Source organism: Arthrobacter sp. Soil736 (assembly GCF_001428005.1).
Classification (GTDB): domain Bacteria; phylum Actinomycetota; class Actinomycetes; order Actinomycetales; family Micrococcaceae; genus Arthrobacter.
In genome coordinates this window covers 16,369-33,225 of sequence record NZ_LMSB01000025.1, presented here as the reverse complement: position 1 = coordinate 33,225, position 16,857 = coordinate 16,369, and the positions used below count along the sequence as shown (strand labels likewise).

Annotated in this window: 21 protein-coding genes and 2 pseudogenes; 13 read left to right on the top strand and 10 right to left on the bottom strand. The window is 64.4% G+C overall.

Going from position 1 to position 16,857, the window contains the following annotated elements; translation table 11 throughout:
* The first annotated feature begins 66 nt into the window (after positions 1-66).
* Complete coding sequence (locus ASG92_RS15200) at positions 67-762, top strand: TetR/AcrR family transcriptional regulator C-terminal domain-containing protein (protein WP_240987152.1); 696 nt, start codon at positions 67-69, stop codon at positions 760-762.
* Positions 763-921: 159 nt separating this feature from the next.
* Here ASG92_RS15200 and ASG92_RS15195 read toward each other — a convergent pair whose 3' ends face one another.
* Together ASG92_RS15195 and ASG92_RS15190 are read right to left on the bottom strand one after the other, a co-directional pair.
* Positions 922-1,533, bottom strand: coding sequence for a hypothetical protein (locus ASG92_RS15195; RefSeq protein WP_056629850.1), 612 nt, complete (start codon positions 1,531-1,533; stop codon positions 922-924).
* A 101-nt stretch (positions 1,534-1,634) separates the two neighbouring features.
* Positions 1,635-2,045, bottom strand: coding sequence for a nuclear transport factor 2 family protein (locus tag ASG92_RS15190; RefSeq protein ID WP_162256324.1), 411 nt, complete (start codon positions 2,043-2,045; stop codon positions 1,635-1,637).
* A gap of 158 nt (positions 2,046-2,203) precedes the next feature.
* On the opposite strand from ASG92_RS15190, the gene ASG92_RS15185 reads away from it, so the two are divergent.
* From ASG92_RS15185 to ASG92_RS15165, 6 genes are all read left to right on the top strand, one after another.
* Positions 2,204-2,665, top strand: coding sequence for a MarR family winged helix-turn-helix transcriptional regulator (locus ASG92_RS15185; RefSeq protein WP_056629845.1), 462 nt, complete (start codon positions 2,204-2,206; stop codon positions 2,663-2,665).
* The gene (locus tag ASG92_RS15180) at positions 2,658-3,104 is read left to right on the top strand and encodes a hypothetical protein (protein ID WP_056629842.1); all 447 of its coding nucleotides are present in this window, start codon (positions 2,658-2,660) and stop codon (positions 3,102-3,104) included. Before ASG92_RS15185 ends, ASG92_RS15180 begins: the two co-directional genes overlap by 8 nt.
* A 214-nt stretch (positions 3,105-3,318) precedes the next feature.
* Positions 3,319-3,720, top strand: coding sequence for a RidA family protein (locus tag ASG92_RS15175; RefSeq protein WP_056629839.1), 402 nt, complete (start codon positions 3,319-3,321; stop codon positions 3,718-3,720).
* 34 nt (positions 3,721-3,754) lie between these two features.
* Entirely contained in the window at positions 3,755-4,036 is a 282-nt protein-coding gene (locus tag ASG92_RS15170; protein ID WP_056629837.1) for a DUF1697 domain-containing protein, read from the top strand.
* A 10-nt stretch (positions 4,037-4,046) separates the two neighbouring features.
* Entirely contained in the window at positions 4,047-4,199 is a 153-nt protein-coding gene (locus ASG92_RS28355; RefSeq protein WP_157372235.1) for a hypothetical protein, read from the top strand.
* 121 nt (positions 4,200-4,320) lie between these two features.
* Positions 4,321-4,917 carry a dihydrofolate reductase family protein gene (locus ASG92_RS15165; protein WP_056629834.1) on the top strand — a complete coding sequence of 199 codons (597 nt, stop codon included), beginning with the start codon at positions 4,321-4,323 and terminating at the stop codon, positions 4,915-4,917.
* Between the two features lie 949 nt (positions 4,918-5,866).
* On the opposite strand, the pseudogene ASG92_RS15160 reads toward ASG92_RS15165, so the two are convergent.
* The 3 genes and pseudogenes from ASG92_RS15160 to ASG92_RS15150 all read right to left on the bottom strand — a co-directional run bounded on the left by ASG92_RS15160 (position 5,867) and on the right by ASG92_RS15150 (position 9,501).
* Positions 5,867-6,501: pseudogene (locus ASG92_RS15160) on the bottom strand (dihydrofolate reductase family protein).
* A gap of 376 nt (positions 6,502-6,877) precedes the next feature.
* Entirely contained in the window at positions 6,878-8,086 is a 1,209-nt protein-coding gene (locus ASG92_RS15155) for a M20 family metallopeptidase (RefSeq protein WP_056629831.1), read from the bottom strand.
* Positions 8,083-9,501, bottom strand: a complete 1,419-nt coding sequence (locus ASG92_RS15150; protein WP_056629828.1) for an MFS transporter — start codon at positions 9,499-9,501, stop codon at positions 8,083-8,085. The genes ASG92_RS15155 and ASG92_RS15150 overlap by 4 nt, the downstream gene beginning before the upstream one ends.
* 128 nt (positions 9,502-9,629) lie before the next feature.
* Between ASG92_RS15150 and ASG92_RS15145 the strand changes: the two genes are divergently transcribed.
* From ASG92_RS15145 to ASG92_RS15120, 6 genes and pseudogenes are all read left to right on the top strand, one after another.
* On the top strand, positions 9,630-10,634 hold the full coding sequence (locus ASG92_RS15145; protein ID WP_056629827.1) for an Lrp/AsnC family transcriptional regulator: 1,005 nt from the start codon (positions 9,630-9,632) through the stop codon (positions 10,632-10,634).
* Positions 10,635-10,697: 63 nt separating this feature from the next.
* Positions 10,698-10,811 (top strand): annotated as a pseudogene (locus tag ASG92_RS27415) (glyoxalase); the annotation flags it as partial.
* Between the two features lie 327 nt (positions 10,812-11,138).
* Positions 11,139-11,630 carry a hypothetical protein gene (locus ASG92_RS15135; RefSeq protein WP_056629821.1) on the top strand — a complete coding sequence of 164 codons (492 nt, stop codon included), beginning with the start codon at positions 11,139-11,141 and terminating at the stop codon, positions 11,628-11,630.
* Positions 11,631-11,758: 128 nt separating this feature from the next.
* Positions 11,759-12,352, top strand: coding sequence for a molybdopterin-dependent oxidoreductase (locus ASG92_RS15130; protein WP_056629818.1), 594 nt, complete (start codon positions 11,759-11,761; stop codon positions 12,350-12,352).
* Positions 12,353-12,362: 10 nt separating this feature from the next.
* On the top strand, positions 12,363-13,100 hold the full coding sequence (locus ASG92_RS15125; RefSeq protein WP_056629815.1) for a ferredoxin reductase: 738 nt from the start codon (positions 12,363-12,365) through the stop codon (positions 13,098-13,100).
* Complete coding sequence (locus tag ASG92_RS15120; RefSeq protein WP_240987151.1) at positions 13,097-13,444, top strand: DUF6510 family protein; 348 nt, start codon at positions 13,097-13,099, stop codon at positions 13,442-13,444. The genes ASG92_RS15125 and ASG92_RS15120 overlap by 4 nt, the downstream gene beginning before the upstream one ends.
* An 83-nt stretch (positions 13,445-13,527) precedes the next feature.
* Here the strand turns inward: ASG92_RS15120 and ASG92_RS15115 are convergent, their stop codons facing one another.
* Genes ASG92_RS15115 through ASG92_RS15095 form a run of 5 tightly spaced genes read right to left on the bottom strand, consistent with a single transcriptional unit; the run spans position 13,528 to position 16,772 of the window.
* Positions 13,528-13,728 carry a glycoside hydrolase family 15 protein gene (locus ASG92_RS15115; protein ID WP_056629812.1) on the bottom strand — a complete coding sequence of 67 codons (201 nt, stop codon included), beginning with the start codon at positions 13,726-13,728 and terminating at the stop codon, positions 13,528-13,530.
* A gap of 58 nt (positions 13,729-13,786) precedes the next feature.
* A complete protein-coding gene (locus ASG92_RS15110) occupies positions 13,787-14,860 on the bottom strand; it encodes a maleylacetate reductase (RefSeq protein ID WP_056629810.1) in 1,074 nt (357 codons plus the stop codon).
* Positions 14,861-14,871: 11 nt separating this feature from the next.
* On the bottom strand, positions 14,872-15,222 hold the full coding sequence (locus ASG92_RS15105) for a GNAT family N-acetyltransferase (protein ID WP_056629807.1): 351 nt from the start codon (positions 15,220-15,222) through the stop codon (positions 14,872-14,874).
* A 21-nt stretch (positions 15,223-15,243) separates the two neighbouring features.
* Complete coding sequence (locus ASG92_RS15100) at positions 15,244-16,257, bottom strand: pirin family protein (protein WP_056629805.1); 1,014 nt, start codon at positions 16,255-16,257, stop codon at positions 15,244-15,246.
* Positions 16,254-16,772: a carboxymuconolactone decarboxylase family protein gene (locus ASG92_RS15095; RefSeq protein ID WP_157372233.1), complete on the bottom strand. Its 519-nt coding sequence runs from the start codon at positions 16,770-16,772 to the stop codon at positions 16,254-16,256. Before ASG92_RS15095 ends, ASG92_RS15100 begins: the two co-directional genes overlap by 4 nt.
* Positions 16,773-16,857 lie beyond the last annotated feature (85 nt).

The following is a 16,857-nucleotide window of genomic DNA, read 5'->3' as shown; positions in this document are numbered from 1 at the left end:
ATTCGTACGCTGTACTAAAGAGAGTATCGTACAATGTACTAAACCGCCATGGCCGAAGGAGATCCAGTGCCAACCACTACGCCGCCCCTCCCCCGGAAGCGCCTTCCGCTCAGCCGGGAGAAGGTGCTCGAGTGCGCTCTGGATCTCGCCGACGAGTCGGGAATTGCCGCGCTGACCATCCGCTCGCTGGCCCAGAGCATGGGAACCAAGCCCATGTCGCTGTACTACTACGTTGCAAACAAGGACGAGATCCTGGACGGCATCGTGGACCTCGTTTTCAGCGAAATAGAGCTGCCCTCCCCCGCCGGCGAGTGGCGGGAGGAAATGAACCGGAGGGCGCACGGGGTGCGTGCAGCGCTCAAACGCCACCCGTGGGCGGTCGGGCTGCTCGAAAGCCGCGCCTCCCCGGGCGCAGGGACCCTGCGCCACCACGAAGCAACCCTGGGCACCTTGAGGGCAGCGGGCCTTTCGGTTCAGCTGACAGCCCACGCCTACGCCCTGCTCGACAGCTACATCTACGGATTCGCCCTCCAGGAAGCCGCCCTGCCGTTTGACGGCAGGGACACCGCCGCCGAGATCACAACACCGATCGTTCAGCGGTTTTCGACCGGCGAATACCCACACATGGTGGAGATTGCCATGGAACACGTCCTCAAGCCCGGCTACGACTTCGGGGATGAGTTCGACTTCGGCCTGAACCTAATTCTTGACGGTCTCAGTCGGTTGGTTCCCTTCACCGACGGCGGCCCGGAGCGTCATTAGCGCAGTCCCCGACCGCAGAGCATCCGCCCCGCACGTCACTGCAGACCCTGACATCAAGGACGCGCATAGGCAACAGTCGGCCCCGGAGGAGTCCTCGTTCTCGGCGCCGCTGGCCCGCACTCGTGCGATAACGCCGTCGAGGTCAGCCCGCCGACCGGCTCACACTGATGCGGCCTCCCACGCGAACCCGTCCGGATCGGTGAACGGGCCTGCATCGCTGCCGATCGCGAGTCGGTGCGATCCGGTGCCGTCGGGAGAGACGCCGGCGTCCTTGGCGAGCGCGCGGCGCCCGTAAAGCCCCAGCTTGACGGGACTCGACGGCATGGCGAACTCGACGTACTTGCCGAAGCTCTTCCCCACGGCGAGGCCGTGGTCGACGTAGAACCGTTTGCTCGCAGCAACGTCCGTGGCCGCCATCAGGAGCACGATCTGGTCGACCTGCCGGGTAGCCGGACCGGTGTCCTTCTTCGCCGACGTCGCGACCTTCCAGATCGCGCCATCCGGAGCTTGCACGACGCCGCCGTAGCCCCACAGCGACTTCGCGGCCGGCTTCAGCGTCGTGGCGCCAGCCTCCACGGCAGTGTCGATCAGGCTGCTGACGGTGGACGGCTGCGACACTATGAGCGACAGCGTGAACCCACGGAACCCGGTCGTCGGGGCATCCGAGGCTCGCACGCGCACCCGCGTGCCCAATCCGAAGGCGGCAGCGTAGAAGGCGGAGGCGACCGTGGGGTCAGGTACTTCGAGAGTGACTGATTCGATGGAGGTCATGGCAGGTCCTTCAGTGAGGTGGGCAGGTCGTGGTGTTGACTCTATGCTGCGGCCTCCCCGATCGCTCCTCCGATCCTGATCGACCCGTTCCGCACCCTCAGCTACCCCTGCGTCTGGGGTGGCCTCGCCATGATCGGGCTAAGGTGCACTCCCAACAGGAGCCAGCCGCCCTCCTGCTGCCCGGAAACACCGGACGGTACGGCAATCAGCGACACCCTGAAATTCCCGTCATTGCGGTGGCCCTGATACGTAGTCCGCTGGTGCTGGATGCCGATCCCCACTGCGACCCGGTCATGGATGCGCCACCCCAACTCGGCCAGCTCAAAGCTTTCGTTGACCAGGCCATTGGCAAAACGTTCCATCCACTGATCCCGCCGCAGCACAAAGCCCAACGGTCCCACCCCGGTGAAATCCGGTGCCAGCACCGCGTCGAGCTGTTCAACGTTCCCGTCGGCTTCAGACCGTGATACTGCTGCCACGAGGCTGTCCAGCTGCTCTTGAATCGTGCCCATCATCAATTCCTTTCCCTTCCAGCCGGAGGCTACAGCCTCCGGACCACTCCGTCCTTCCCGTAACCAAGCGTTCAACGGGACGCCAATACGTTAAGGCTAGAAATCGAACCGTTAGATGTCAATCGATTAGATGTCTAACGTTCTGGTAGTCTGTGACCATGAAACCGACGCAGGAGCCGCTGGGTATCACCCTCACCGCCGCCGCCCGGGATGCAAGCAGGGCCTTCGATGCTGCGCTGCAGTCCGCCGGGGGATCCCGACCGGTCTGGCTGGTGCTGATGGCGCTCAAACAGCACGCCACGGCCAACCAGCGCGAAATCGCTGAAAAGGTGGGCATCCAGGGCGCGACCCTGACCCACCACCTCAACGCGATGGAATCGTCAGGGCTGCTGATCCGCCGTCGCGACCCGCGTAACCGCCGAGTGCACATCGTGGAGCTGACCGAGGCCGGCCACTCCATGTTCTTCCAGCTCCTGGGCACCGTTACCGCTTTCGACAAACGGCTGCGCACCGGACTGGACGAGGCCGACATTGCCACCTTGCGGCGACTGCTGGCAGTCCTGCAGCATAACGTGGGCAGCTCCGCCGAAAGCCAACAGGAGCCGGCGCTAAATGGCTAGGATTCCCCGGCTGACCCCGACCGGGCGCCAGGCCGTGCTGGTCGTGCACATCGCCGGCGGCGTCGGCTGGATGGGGCTCGATGCCGACCTGCTCATTCTGGCAGCCACCGGCCTGACCACTGATGCCGGCCGGACTGCGGCGTCCTGCTACACAGCGATCGGGCTGGTCGTGCCGCCCGCCGTGCTGACGCTGAGCCTGATGCTTGCCAGCGGGCTCATCCTGGGGCTGGTCACCAAATGGGGGTTGCTCCGATACTGCTGGGTGCTGGTAAAGCTCGCCCTGGGGCTGGTGCTGACCGGGCTGTCACAACCTCGAACACGAAGACATGGCGATCATGGCCAAGTTGGAAACGCATCGGTGACACTTTCGGATCTGTCTCCGGGAATCGGCGCGTCGCGTCCCATGAATCGGGTGGCTGCTGGCCGACATGGCGGCTAAATCGCAGCTTTGAGTGGCGGTTCTGCTGTCACGGTTGGGATCAGTCGATACAAATTTCTCATCTCCTGATGCCGAGGGTGGCGATGAGGCCTTCGTGCAGCTCGCAACACCGGGGCTGACGCCCATTCCGGTGAAAACGTCGTTGGAGATATCCGTGCTTTCTCTTCCCGTCTGGGCCGCCCCCTCTGTCGGCGGGCAGTGAGATCATGCAGGCATGGCATCCATACAGCGCATCCGCCCCGAGGGGCTCATCTCGAGCCCGGCCTTCAGCCACGTCGCTATCGTGCCGCCCGGCGCGACCACCATCTACGTCGGCGGTCAGAACGCCGTCGCCGTCGACGGCTCACTCGTCGGAGAGGGCGACGTGGCCGTGCAGTCTGCCCGCGCCCTCGAGAACGCGAGGACCGCGCTCGCCGCGGCCGGCGCGACCCTCGGCGACGTCGTGCACTGGACGGTGCTCTTCGTCGACGGCGTCGACCTCGCAGCGGGGTACGGGGCGATCGCGTCGGAACTCGCATCCGATGAACCGGCCCTGGTGACTGCGGCGCGTGTCGCTGGGCTGGGCGTGCCCGGGGCGCTCGTCGAGATCAGCGCGGTCGCCGCCGTGCTGCCATGAAAGTTCGGCCGTCACCCGAACGCCGGGGGCGTTGATGCCGTCGTCCGTCGCGTTGGTGCGCGGGATCAACGTGGGCGGCAACAACCTGATTCGCATGCCGGACCTCGTTGAGTGCTTCCGCGACGCCGGATATGGGAACGTGCGTACCTACGTCCAGAGCGGCAACGTCCTGTTCGCGCCGGATCACGCGGGCGGGCCGGAGCTCGAGGACGCGCTCGAGCGCATGCTCGAGGAGCGGTTCAATATCCCGGAGATGACCGTGCGCAGCTGGCGCACGACCACGCGCATATTCGAGATGCTCGAGCGCGGGGGCTGAAGCAACGGCATTGCACCAGATGTCCAGTTCGCTGGCAATCCGATTCGCAGCGCGCGGCCGCGGCCTCACCATGGCTATGACCGCCGTCGACGTCCTCATCTACACGCGGCACAAAGGCGACAACTACTGGACACCCAGCCGCTTCCGTACCCGCGGCTGGTGACTGGACCTGCAGACCGCACCACCGTCGCCCATGAGTGCCTTCCAGCCGCAGTCCAATCCCGTTAGGGTTGGCGCTATTAACCCGTGCTCTCAACAACCCCTCGCCACCACAGGAGGAACTCATGAACAGCGTCACCTGCGATCTCACCATTTCCCTCGACGGATTCCTCGCCGGCCCGAATCAGAGCCTGGCCAACCCATTGGGCGAGGGCGGAGAGGACCTGCACCGGTGGATGTTCGAAGAACCCGAGGCCAACGCGGCGGCGATCGAGGGCATCCTCTCGTCGCGCGCCTACATCATGGGACGCAACATGTTCGCCGGCCCCGGGCAAGGGGCGTGGGATGAGGACTGGCGCGGCTGGTGGGGTGACGAACCGCCCTACCACGCCCCCGTGTTTGTTCTCACGCATTATCCACGCCCTCCCGTGGAGATGGAGGGCGGCACGACGTTCAATTTCGTGACCGACGGGATCGAGTCGGCACTGGCCCAGGCGCGGGAGGCCGCGGCCGGCGAGGACGTCGCCATAGCCGGAGGCGCAGAGACCGTCCGCCAGTACCTTTCGGCAGGGCTGATCGACGAGTTGCGGCTCCACATCGCACCGCTCATCCTCGGAGCCGGCGAGCGGCTCCTGGACGGCGTCGAAAACTTCAAGTTTGAACCGACGGAAGTGAGCGGCACCCGGCTGGTGACGCACGTGCGCTATCGGGTGATCCGCTAAGCAAACTTCGCAGTATGGAGCAGCACGTTCCGCCCCGGCGGTGACGCTTGCGCGTTGGCCCTCACGGTACCGCCCGGACATTCATCGCACCACCGACTGCAGCGTCGACGTCGATGTCTTGTCAATCGGCACAACACCCGTGTTGCACATCGCTTTCAAATCAAAGCCTGAGTCTCGGCCGTACGACCGCTACTCCCCGAATGCCTCCCCTTCCTGACCAAAAACTTCACTGGTGCTATGGAGAACCCAGGGAAGTCTTGATCCAGCGGCGCAATTGTTAACCCAGCAGCACACCATCGGAACCAAACCGCTGAAGCAGACGGCAACAAGCGAAAGACGCGGGAGCAGGAGGAGCCATGAATCAAGCAGAAGCCCTGGAAGAAGCGCCGGTTTCGGCGGTACCATTTCTGGTCACCATAGCTGCCTGACATGAAGCGGATATCAGCATGTCGGGCTCTTAACGGGACCTCACGCGAAGGCACGCAGGTCAAAGTGTCGAGCGGAATCAGTTGCCCGACAACGGGGCGGTGGACTCCATCCGCCATTCAGCAGACATGGACCTCCGGCAACTGCACTCAAGACGAAAGCGGCCAAATCTGGCCCGACTGTCGTGACTGAAAGCCTGCTTCAATGACCCTGTATAGCGGGCAGTGCCTGTGAAAGTTTGGGGCTTGTCTCGTTCCTGCTTCGTCATAAATAGCCAAGAAGCATCTTCGCAGGTGTCATTCTGATCCTCCGTCGTCGCTGAGCGGGCCCTCCGCGCAACCAGGGCGCTGCGCGCCGGCCGCCCTCGCAAGTTTCGTTCGGCGCTCCTGCCTGGCTTTCCCCACGAAATTTCCGTGGATCGGCCGGTTCCCCAACTTGCACTCCGGCCCCTCGGCGCTCGGGCCCATCCAGCTTCTTGGGACCACTCCAGGGGCCACCTATCGAGGGATTCCCCAGGATCGACTCACGTCGGACCGCTGCCCGGCGGACCGCTGAGCACGGTTGGGATGTACTCGAGCAGCTGGAGCCGTCGGTCGAAGGTCCTGCTGTCCACCATCTCGAGCGAGACGTCCGGATAGCCGTCGTAGATCCGCTCCCGCCCGGTGCGGCCGGTGATCACCGGGAAGACGACCACCCGGAACCTGTCCACGAGGCCAGCGGTCAGCAGCGACCGACAGAGGCGGAGGCTCCCGAGGGTGCTCAAGGGCCCGGTCACGGTCCGTTTCATCTCCGTCACGGCCTCGACCGCGTCCCCGGTGACCAGCTCCGAGTTCGGCCAAGTCAGGGGCGCCGGCAGGGTGGAGGAGAAGACGACCTTGGGCACGGCGGCAAGGCCGGTCAGGCTGGTCCCCTCATCCTCGGAGAATCCCGAGCCCCCGGCCGCGGCCTCCTCTGACATGCTGGACATCAGCCGATATGTGTTCGCCCCCAGAAGGAAGGTGTAGCCCTTCTCCCCTCCTGCTCAAGCCAAGCCAGGTATTCCGGCCCCTCCAGACCTCACCAGCCGGGCCATCCCTCGGCCGAGGCATACCCGTCCAGGGAGATGATCAGGTCGACCATCAGCTCCGCTGATGACGCCCCTGCAGTTGTCCCGCCCATGGCCGTCTCCTCGATTTGATCGACGTCAGTGTCCGCTGGGCCCCTCGGCCAGGCACAGCCGGTTCCCGTCCGGGTCTAACCAAGCCACGCCCCACCCCAAGTCCCTGGCCAGCACCCCGCTGTACAGGTGCGCCATCGACGCCGGTGCCGGCAATGCTATCCCTGGAGCTATCAGACGTTCAAGGGGCCGCGTTGACTCGGGGAAAAGGGCGCCCGGCTTGATGATCCGAACCCCCTCACGGTTCCGGGCCAGTCCGAGGTCCGGCGCGGATCAAGCAAGCGCCGGTCCGAGACCTGAGGTTTTTTCGCCGCGGCAGACGTGCCGATCTGTGCTGACTCATTGTCCGCCTGGGCGTGGCGGACCAGAGACGCCCTACTACACCTCCGTTCGGCGGCGCAGCCGGCTGGTTTGCTCCGGGTCCATGGCTGCAGCACATGCTGCCGCGGCCAGGCCGAACGATCCGTCAAGGACCGCCTTGTCCGCACCCGCCGAAGCACCAAAGGCGGCGAACTCTGCGGTGTGGTGCGCGGCGCCCCGCACGTCGTACCCGACCATCGGGTGAATGCTCGGCACGAGCTGAGAGACGTTTCCCATGTCCGTGGAGGCCACCGGCTCGGCGCTGAACGCAACGTCCCTGCCCTTGGCCGTCATCGCAGCCCGGTAGGCTTCCGACAAGAACACGTCCTGACGAAGTTCTGCGTAGTCGTTGCCCGTGGGCGTGACCTGAAGGGTGCTGCCGCTCGCATGGGCACCGGCTTCAAGGCAGCGCCTCACTTTGTCCTGGATCAGCCGGAGGTTTTCGATGCATGCGGCCCGCATTTCAATGTTGGCCCGGGCACGCTCTGGGATGACGTTGACGGCACTCCCGCCTTCCGTCACGATCAGAGACACGATCGAACCCGCAGGCAGTTGCTGCCGCGCCAAGGCAATCGCCGTCTGCGCGACTACGAGCGCATCGAGGGCATTGACACCTTCCGAAGGAGCCGCCGCGGCATGAGCAGAACGACCCTCGAACAGCACGTCCCACATGCACATGGCCAGGGACGAACCACCCACCACGTCCGTTGCCGCAGCGTGCACCATCATTGCCAGCGATACGTCGTCAAAAAAGCCCTCGTCTATCAAGTCCACTTTGCCGCCGGTGGTCTCTTCCGCGGGCGTTCCGAGCACTTTGACGGTGAGGCCCAGTTCATCGGCCACGGCCGCCAGCGCCAGCGCTGCCCCCACTGCGCTGGCCGCGTTCACGTTGTGCCCGCAGGCATGACCGATGGCGGGCAACGCGTCATACTCAACGCAGAGTGCCACCACAAGCTCGCCGGATCCGAAACGCGCGCTGAATGCCGTGGGCTGCGCAGGCTGCGGGGCATCGAAGCTGAACCCGGCCATCCGCAGTACACGGCACACCCGCTTGGCGGCACGGAACTCGTGGCCGCCAAGCTCCGGATCCGCATGGATGGCGTGGCTCAGGTCCAGAATCTCCGGCTTCCAGCGCTTCAGGGCGGCCTCGAGGGCGGTTTCGATGTCGCCCCGGGATACAGGAACGACGGCGGCCCCTCGCCTGTCGCTGTTGAGTCCAGTGATCATGCCGCCACCTCGGCAGCTTGGCGCTTGGGATAGCCTGCACTCGCGGCGGCGGCAATCAAAGCCGTCACTGCCAGGGCGCCCCAGATGGACAATAGTCCGGTCTCTGTGATGTGCCCGGACTCGGCCGAGGCTGAGGAGATGAGCTTGACCACCGCAGCCCCCACGGCGATGCCGACGGACAATGCCAACTCATTGAGCCCTGCCGCCGTCGAGGTCTCCTCCACGGGGACGCCTTCGACGGACAGCGCGCGGGTTCCCGCCTGGTACATCCCCAGGCTCAGGTTGAACATGGCGAAGCCGACGCAGTAGCCCGGGAGCGATCCGTGGGCAACCACCATCACCAGGAAGCCGCCGGCCAGCAGGACACCCGCGAAGACGAGGGTGGCGCGTTCGCCGAACTTTCTGAGTGCCTTGGCCGTCAGCAGTGAGGAAGCCAAGGAAAGAACCGAGGCCAGCGCAAGGACAATCGCGATCATCAGCGGGCTAAGGCCAAATCCGTAACCGGTCTTATCCGGGTTGGAATGCAGGAAAATGCCGTTGGTACCGAAGTAGCTGATGGACGCGAAGCCGAAGAAGAATGTGGCGAGCGAGATAGACCGGATCCGCGGATTCGCCAGCATCCGCAGGTCCATGAACCTGCGACCCCCGGTGGCGCTGAAGTCCCGCTTGGCCCAGTACGCCAGAAGGGCAAGCCCCGCCATTCCGGCCGCCAGGGTCCGGGCGTCGAGCCAACCCCATTCCGGCGCCATCGAGAGCGCCACAACAAAACCAATCAGCCCGAGCGAGCAAGCCGCGAGCGGCGCCAGGGCGATGCCCTCACGAGTCGGGATCCCGGCGTCGGGCAGTACAAACGAGCAGGCGAAGGCGACCACGGCGAACGGTACCGCCACCCAGAAGCCGAGTGTCGGGTCGGTGACGCCGATGATGCCGGCGAGAAGCCCGCCGGCTCCCACCATGATCATGAGCATGCCGATCATGACGCTCACGCCGGTGCGCGTGTGGGCCGGGGTGCTGACCCGCAGGATTCCCATCATGAGCGGGATGAAGCCCACCACGCAGGTGAGCATGACCACGCCCACCGTCACCGTCCACAGCGACGGCCACATTGCCATCTGGACCACGCCGACCGTCACAACACCGGTGGACCAGCGCAGCACCAGCCGGTATCCGTAGCTGTCGCCGAGCCTTGAAATGATCGGGGTGAGGACGGCGAAGCTGACGTTGGAGATGAGGAAGATGCCGTTGATGGTGGGGTCGTCAATCTCGAAGACGGGTCCCAGCGCAGGCAGGATGGGATTCAGGTATCCCTGTGTGACCCCGCTGAGCGACTCAATGAGTGCCATTGCCAGGATCACTCCCGCAATGGTCCTGCGCGTTGTGACCGCCACCGCAGGAGGTGCTGTCTTGCTTGCCATATGATTCCTTCTGGTCCAGGGCGGATTCGCCGGTGGTGATGCGAGTCACAACGCTATGCCCCTCGTTTACACTGACTTTGAGATTGTTCGAAACCCACTTGAGGCAGCAAATATTGAACGAATCAGCCATGATCTCAGAGCTTGACCTTGAAATCGTGAATGCCCTCCAGATCAACCCACGGGCGGAATGGAGCCGGATTGCGGACGCCTTGGGCCTGTCCGGGCCCACGGTGGCAAGGCGCTGGAACGCCCTAGCCGAGCAAGGCCAGGCATGGATCACGCCCGCTCCCGGGCAGCGCTACCTCAGTGCCGGCTGGTCCGCATTCATCCACCTGTCGTCTTTGCCCAGCGAGGGTGAGGCGCTCATCGAGCGGCTGTGCGCCGAGCCGGCGTTCGGCACCGTCTCGCTGGTCACTGGCTCGCACGACCTCTTTGTGGACTGCTTTGCGTCGAGCCACGACGAACTGATGGATATAGTCACCGGTTCCTTCCCGGGGCTGCCCGGCGTCACGCATCGCGAGGTTGTTTTCGTCACCAAGCTGTACCGGCAGGCATCAGAATGGCGCAGCGGGACGCTGGAACCCGCACGCGCCCGGCTCGTGTCAGCGGAACCACTGCCTGAGCAGCCTGCGTACTCACCGGACCGGCTGGATGCGGCACTGTTGGAAGAGCTCGCCAAGGACGGGCGCGCCACTTGGGCGGAGCTGGGTGCCGCATGCGGCGTATCTCCCCAAACAGCACGACGACGCGTGGAACGGTTCCTGGCCACAGGTTACATAGCGCTGCGCTGCGATACGTCGACGGCGGCCCAACAGGGACTGCGGGAAGTCACCTTGGTCCTGAACGTCCCCGCGCACTACGTTGACGACGTCGGCCGCTACTTCGCGGCACTCAGCAACTGCCGCCTCAGCGCCCAGGTTCTCGGCGCACAGAACCTGCTGGTTACCCTGTGGGTCCGTGACTACCTAAAAGTTCAGGCCTACGAGCGCGAACTGGCCGATCGGGCTCCGGGAAGTGCGGTCATCTCCCGACAGGCTGTAGTCCGGACATTCAAGCGCTTGGGCCACGTCCTGGATGAATCAGGATGCAGCCGCAGCGTGGTGCCGCTGCCGCTGTGGACGGAAAGTCTTTAGCCGAAGTCAAAATAAGGATTTCCGCTCGAGACGAGGCGGCGAAGCCACCGGCAGGATCGAGCCATGACTACCTCCATTTTCTTGAACCTGCACGTCTGCGACCTGGAGGCGTCCAAGGCTTTCTACACGGCGCTCGGCTACGCCATCAACCCGAATTTCACCGATGAAACGGCTGCCCATGACCCGCAAAAAAAAGACCCAAGAACCAAACTGAAAGTCATGTCACACAGACCTCGCGGCTGCATGAACGCGTGTCGACAGAAATAGGCAAGGTGAGGGTCACCGATGAGCGACGGCATAATACGCACGAGGGGTGTGGACACACCACCTTTAGCCGGACAAAGCGAAACCAACCTCTCCCCCCAGGCCACCAGTAAACAACGAAGGGGTGGCCACCTTCCTGTGCCGAGCCTACAGGATCAACCTTCACTAGGCGGCCATCGCCGGAGTCGCCGCGTCCTACCGGGAACTTTTCAGCGAAGGAGGCACGAAGTCTCTCCCCACATGATCAGCGAGGCGGCGGAGGCCACCGAAGGCTACCCGTTCCTCATTCAGCTCGTTGGCTACTACCTTTGGATGGAAGCTGATAAGGCCGACTGGACCTTGGGCCAAAACAGCGTTCGCACCGCCGTCGTAGCCGCGCAGCGACGCAACGCCCTAGTGGTCGTCGAGTCCGCGCTGTCGGACATCTCCGACAAAGACCGTGAGTTCCTTGATGCCATGGCCGGGCAGGACGGCCCATCGACAGCTATTCAGATCGGGCAAGCCATCAAGTCCAAGCCCAACGTGGTCTCGAAGTACCGGAACAGACTCATAGCAGCCGGCCTGATCGAATCAGCCGGCTATGGCAAGGTCGACTTCGTCGTCCTGGCCTTCGTCAATACCTTCGAGGATAATTGCCAAGCTTGCAGCGGCGATCTGTCGGCACGGCTATTACGGGGCCCGGCCGTGAGACCGGCTCCCCGACAATCCCGTTCGCATCGGGCTGATTGTTGATCGGCGGATCCGTTGAGCCGTTGAGCCGTTTGAGGCAACGGTGAATGTCTAGACCCCGCCTGACCGTTGCCATATCGTTGGGGAACCGATCACAGTCGAGCGGCGGAGCTCCGCACCGGAGGTACATGATGGGCATTATCTCGTCTGGTTTTCACGGAAAACGGCAGACCGGCAATCCAGCGTTACCACCCGGCCAATACGAGACGGCCAGCTTTCCCGTACTGACGGCAGGCCCTGCGCCCTACGTCGCCACGGCAGACTGGGAATTCTTCATTAGAACCGAAGCCGGCGAGCGCCACGCGTGGTCCTGGGACGCATTCATGGCGCTACCGCAGGTTGATATCCGGACCGATATTCACTGCGTTACCAGTTGGTCCAAGCTGGGCACCTCGTGGCGCGGAGTATCTCTGGACACTTTGTTCGAGGATGTGGAAACAACGTCCGACTACACGACGGCCCACTCCTACGGCGGATATACGACCAATGTCCCGCTACAGGACCTTCGCGACGGCCAGGCATGGGTGGCTTGGGAATTCGACGGTGAGCCACTCGAACGGGCCCACGGCGGACCTGCCCGGCTCCTCGTGCCGCATCTGTACTTTTGGAAGAGCGCCAAGTGGATCAACGGCATCGAGCTGACGCAGGACGATCTTCCCGGCTTCTGGGAATCCAACGGGTACCACATCCACGGCGACCCCTGGCGTGAAGAGCGGTACTCATGAGGCCGGCCCCATGAGCACCCTGTGGCGCGTCGCCGACGTCGTCAGCGGCGTTCCGGAAACGGAAACTTCCAGGACCATCGGGCTGCGCGTGGACGGCTTGATGGGCAACCTCGCCGGCCAGCACATCGACATCCGACTTACGGCAGACGACGGTTACACGGCAGTGCGCTCCTACTCCGTGGCGACGGCCAGCATGGACGAAATCATTGAGATCACCGTTGACGAATTGGCCAACGGGGAGGTCTCCCCCTATCTGGTCAGGGACTTGGCGGTCGGCGACCAGCTGGAGATCCGCGGCCCAGTGGGCGGCTGGTTCGTCTGGCGGCCGACGGACACGAACCCGGTTCAGCTGATCGCAGGAGGGTCCGGCATCGTGCCGCTCATGTCCATGATTCGGGCGCATGAGGCGTCCGAGAATCCGTCACCGTTCCGGCTGCTGTACTCACTCAAGTCACCCGAGGCGGGGTTCTATCGGGAGGAGTTGCTCACCTTGGGCCAGCAATCCCCCAAGCTCACCGTCGACTACGTCTACACACGCAGCGTGCCACAGGGCTGGCCAACTGCGCCAAAACGGCTCACGGCAGAAACACTGCTGGCGAATATCCTGCCGCCGGACGCCACCCCCGACACCTTCATCTGTGGTCAGACAATATTTGTCGAAACGGTCGCGGAATGGCTCGTGGAATCGGGCTATCCCGCTGCCTCGATCAAGACCGAACGCTTCGGCGGAACGGGAGGAACCCGGTGACTGGCAACAACGGCTCCGCTTCTCCAGGCGCTGAGGACCCGCGCCTCGAGGATCAGGACATCGCCGGAATCGCGGGCAATCCAATACCCCACCTCGACGGAAACGCGGCAGCAGGAGCACTGTGGGAAGTGTTCCGCATCGACATCATCGCGGCGATCGGACGATGCAAGCACTGCGGCGCCGTACGGGCTTTCGGTGAGGCGTCTGTCTATACCGATGCCCCCGGAATCGTTGTGCGCTGCAAATCATGCGACGGCGTCCTCCTGCGCCTCGTGGAAACTCCTACCAGCTACTGGCTCGATGTGAGCGGACTCAGCTATCTGCAGATCGACCGAGAGGGCTAGGATACGACCTGAAAATCATCGGCTGGTCCACTGTCGTGAACTTCGGCACCACCTTTGCCGGCGAAATCCTAAGCGGCACAACCTCACGTCGTCTTGGCCAACGCAGTCATGAACCGCTCAAACCCGGCGGCGGTGCTGATGGCCCAGGCGGCGTTGACGAGCCCGATGCGGCTGAAGGCCCGCGGGAAATTCCCCAACAGGTCGTTGCTGTCGGGGGCGACTTCTTGGGCGAGCAGCCCCAGATCCGTGGCGTGTCCGGCGGCGCGGACACCTTGGTCACCCACTCAGGCCCGGAACTGCACTGATTGCGATCTTTCGGGCCACGGCGTTGAGGCAGCCGTATTAAGGGAGGGTGCCACCTGGCGCGGTGCCGGCGTAGGCTGCTCTGAGCAACGCTGCGAGGTTTTCCTCCGTCACGGGGCGGGGGTTGGAGGCGGGAATGACGGGAAGGATGAGCTGTACTGCTTCGGCTAAGTTTTCCTCGGCCAGGCCGAGATCTTTCAGCGCCGTGGGGCCGTCCAGTTTGTCCCGGAGCGTGTTCAGGCCCTCCAGGGCGTTGTCGGTGCCGAGCGCGGCTGCGATCCTGACCGCCGCGTCGTTGGCGGCCGGTGCGTTGAATGCCAGAACGTGCGGGAGAACGACGGCGTGGGTTTGGGCGTGGGGAAGGTTCCATCTGCCGCCGAGCACGTGGCAGATCTTGTGGTGCATCCCGGATCCTGCGGACGCGAAGGCAACGGCGGCCAGGTAGGCCCCGTACAGGGCCTGTTCCCTGCCGGTGAGATCGTTCGGGTTGCTGCTGATAATAGGAAGTCCATTGTTGAGGGCGCGGATGCCTTCGGTTGCCAGTGCCTGGTTGATGGGGTCGGTGCGGGGCGCCCACATGGAGTCGATGCAGTGGGCCAGGGCGTTCAGGCCCGAGGTTGTGCTCAGGTCCTTGGGCAGGGACAGGGAGAGCTCGGCATCGTAGATGACGGTTACGGGCAGCACGCGGTCATCGACGCCGGTGGTTTTGTGGGAGGCTTCGGTCAGTCCCCAGACGTTGGTCGCCTCTGAACCGGCGTAGGTCGTCGGCACGGCGATGATCGGCAGGCCGGTCGTCAGTGCGATGGCTTTGGCCAGCCCTGTGGCGGAGCCGCCGCCGACGCTGACGAGTAGGTCGATGCCGTTCCGGATCGCCGCGTTTCGGGCCGTGTCGGCCTTGTGAAGGGGGACGTGCGGGGCGACGTCGTCATGGCTCAACGTCACGTTGATGCCGGCGGTGATCTTTTCGGTTTCTGGCCGTTCCCTGGCGGAGGCGATGACCATGATTTTTTGGGCGGTGAGGCGTTTGACCTCGGCGGTGAGGTGTTCGGCTGCCCTTCCGGCGCCGAACAGCACCCGCTGGCCCAGGGTGGTGTGCTCGAAAGTCAGTCCCACGGTCCTTGTCCTTAGTGCTTGTAGACGCGGTCGACGGCGGCGAGGTGCTCGGGCCGGATGGGCGCGGCGTGCTGCTGGTAGTCCGGGTGGCGGCGTATCCAGCTCTTGATGTAGGGACAGACGGGGATGATGGTCAGCCCGGCGGCGATGGCGTCGTCCAATGCATGCTTGGCCAGGACTGCGGCGAGGCCCTTGCCTGCGTGGGCGTCGCTGACCTCGGTGTGGTAGAAAATGCGTTCCCTGTCGTCCGGGCCGCTGGCGGGCACGTACTCGGTCTTTCCTATGGCGGTCTCCCCTTCGACGAGCTCGTAGCAGTGGTTGTCGGGGGCGTGCTGGACGGTGATGCTTTTTTCCGGTTCCATGGGACTCCTGATGGTCGGTTGCTAGCCTCGGGGCCGCAGCTGGGCGTTGGGCAGGACGGGTGCGGGCAGCGGGGCGGGGGTTCCTTGGGGGAACGGACCGAACCGCGGGTACGGGGCCCCATCGGGGTAGGCGCCGTCGCTGGGCGGGGAGGCGGGTTCCGCACCTATTTCTGTCTGCCACGCTGCCCGGTAGGCGACGACTTCCTCGTGCGTCCGTCCGATGAAGTTCCACCACATGACGATCTGCTCCCCCAAAGGTTCTCCACCGAGAATGAGCACCCTTACTGCGGTGTCCCGGGCTTCCAGGAGCAGACGGGACTGCCCGGTGGGCAGGTACGCCAGGTGGTCAACGGGCAGGGGTGAACCGTTGAGAAGCACGTTTCCCGTGTCGAGCAGAATGCAGTGCTCGAAGGATGGGTCGAGGTCCAGATCCAGGGTCCCGCCGGAGCGGATCGTGGCCTCGGCCGCCATCAGGGGCGGCGTGTAGGTTTCCACCGGGGAGGTGGATCCTGCCAGGGAGCCGAGGAAGACCTTCAGTTCCGCCTCCCCAAGGCGCACCGGCTCAGGCGCATAGTGCTCGAACGTGGGGGCCATGTGGCGGGTGGAATCCGGCAATGCGAACCACAGCTGCGCTCCGTGCAGGACCGTTGTGGAAGGGGTGGAGAGCTCCTGGTGGGATATTCCCCGGCCGGCGACCATGAGGTTGACTTCCCCCGGTCGGACGGTGGCGGTGTACCCGGCGGAGTCGCGGTGCTCAATTTCTCCGGTGAACAGCCAGCTGACGGTGGCCAGGCCGGTGTGCGGGTGCCGTGCCACCTTCATGCCGCCGGAGGAGGAGGCCAGGTCCGGGCCATAGTGGTCCAGGAAGCACCAGGAACCGATGAGGCTGCGCTTTTTCTGGGGCAGGGTCCGGCGCACGGGCATGGCGCGGGGCCCGCCCAGGGGAACTACACGCGGGGGCAGGAATTCGATGCCTTCGGGCTGCCCGTCCTCTCCACAGAGTATTTCCTGGGGGACGGTTTCCAGGTTGCTCATGCCTGGCTCCCCACGGGTTCCCGGCCGGGGCCGGCGGCCCCGGCGGAGGACCGGGGGTGGACGGGGTGGACGGGGTGGCGGCTGAGGATGGAGATCCGGTTGAAGGCGTTCATGGTGACCGCTGCCCACTGCAGGGCCGAATACTGGGCGTCGGTCAATGCTGCCCGCGCTGCATTCATCCCGGCGTGGAGGCTGTCGTGTCCGGGCAGTCCGGTGATGGCTTCGCCGATGGTGAGTGCGGCGCGCTCGGTCTGGGTAAACAGGGCAGTATCCCGCCAGGCGGGGAGCACCGCGAGCTGCTGGTCGCTGACGCCGGCGTCACGGGCGAGCCGGACGTGCAGGTCCAGGCAGAAGGCGCAGCCATTCAGCTGGGAGATCCGCACGTTGACCAGTTCTATGACCGATCTGGGCAGGCCCGCCTGCTCGCCGGCGTCTGCGACCTTGAGTGCGAGCCCGTTCAGGGCGCGCCAGCTGGCCGGGTCGGACTTATCGAGAAAGAAATTACTGCCTGGCATGCCGCTCCTTGTCATCACCCGGCCGGGATTGCTCGCCGGCCTCATCCAACCTCACCACATTGCCTTGGATGAGGCTCCGGAAAGC

Excerpts from the sequence above, each read along its gene's own strand:
- ASG92_RS15195 (WP_056629850.1), bottom strand. The coding sequence starts at position 1,533 with ATGACCTCCATCGAATCAGTCACTCTCGAAGTACCTGACCCCACGGTC.
- ASG92_RS15190 (WP_162256324.1), bottom strand. The coding sequence starts at position 2,045 with ATGGGCACGATTCAAGAGCAGCTGGACAGCCTCGTGGCAGCAGTATCA.
- ASG92_RS15185 (WP_056629845.1), top strand. The coding sequence starts at position 2,204 with ATGAAACCGACGCAGGAGCCGCTGGGTATCACCCTCACCGCCGCCGCC.
- ASG92_RS15180 (WP_056629842.1), top strand. The coding sequence starts at position 2,658 with ATGGCTAGGATTCCCCGGCTGACCCCGACCGGGCGCCAGGCCGTGCTG.
- ASG92_RS15175 (WP_056629839.1), top strand. The coding sequence starts at position 3,319 with ATGGCATCCATACAGCGCATCCGCCCCGAGGGGCTCATCTCGAGCCCG.
- ASG92_RS15170 (WP_056629837.1), top strand. The coding sequence starts at position 3,755 with ATGCCGTCGTCCGTCGCGTTGGTGCGCGGGATCAACGTGGGCGGCAAC.
- ASG92_RS15165 (WP_056629834.1), top strand. The coding sequence starts at position 4,321 with ATGAACAGCGTCACCTGCGATCTCACCATTTCCCTCGACGGATTCCTC.
- ASG92_RS15155 (WP_056629831.1), bottom strand. The coding sequence starts at position 8,086 with ATGATCACTGGACTCAACAGCGACAGGCGAGGGGCCGCCGTCGTTCCT.
- ASG92_RS15150 (WP_056629828.1), bottom strand. The coding sequence starts at position 9,501 with ATGGCAAGCAAGACAGCACCTCCTGCGGTGGCGGTCACAACGCGCAGG.
- ASG92_RS15145 (WP_056629827.1), top strand. The coding sequence starts at position 9,630 with ATGATCTCAGAGCTTGACCTTGAAATCGTGAATGCCCTCCAGATCAAC.
- ASG92_RS15135 (WP_056629821.1), top strand. The coding sequence starts at position 11,139 with ATGATCAGCGAGGCGGCGGAGGCCACCGAAGGCTACCCGTTCCTCATT.
- ASG92_RS15130 (WP_056629818.1), top strand. The coding sequence starts at position 11,759 with ATGGGCATTATCTCGTCTGGTTTTCACGGAAAACGGCAGACCGGCAAT.
- ASG92_RS15125 (WP_056629815.1), top strand. The coding sequence starts at position 12,363 with ATGAGCACCCTGTGGCGCGTCGCCGACGTCGTCAGCGGCGTTCCGGAA.
- ASG92_RS15105 (WP_056629807.1), bottom strand. The coding sequence starts at position 15,222 with ATGGAACCGGAAAAAAGCATCACCGTCCAGCACGCCCCCGACAACCAC.
- ASG92_RS15100 (WP_056629805.1), bottom strand. The coding sequence starts at position 16,257 with ATGAGCAACCTGGAAACCGTCCCCCAGGAAATACTCTGTGGAGAGGAC.
- ASG92_RS15095 (WP_157372233.1), bottom strand. The coding sequence starts at position 16,772 with ATGCCAGGCAGTAATTTCTTTCTCGATAAGTCCGACCCGGCCAGCTGG.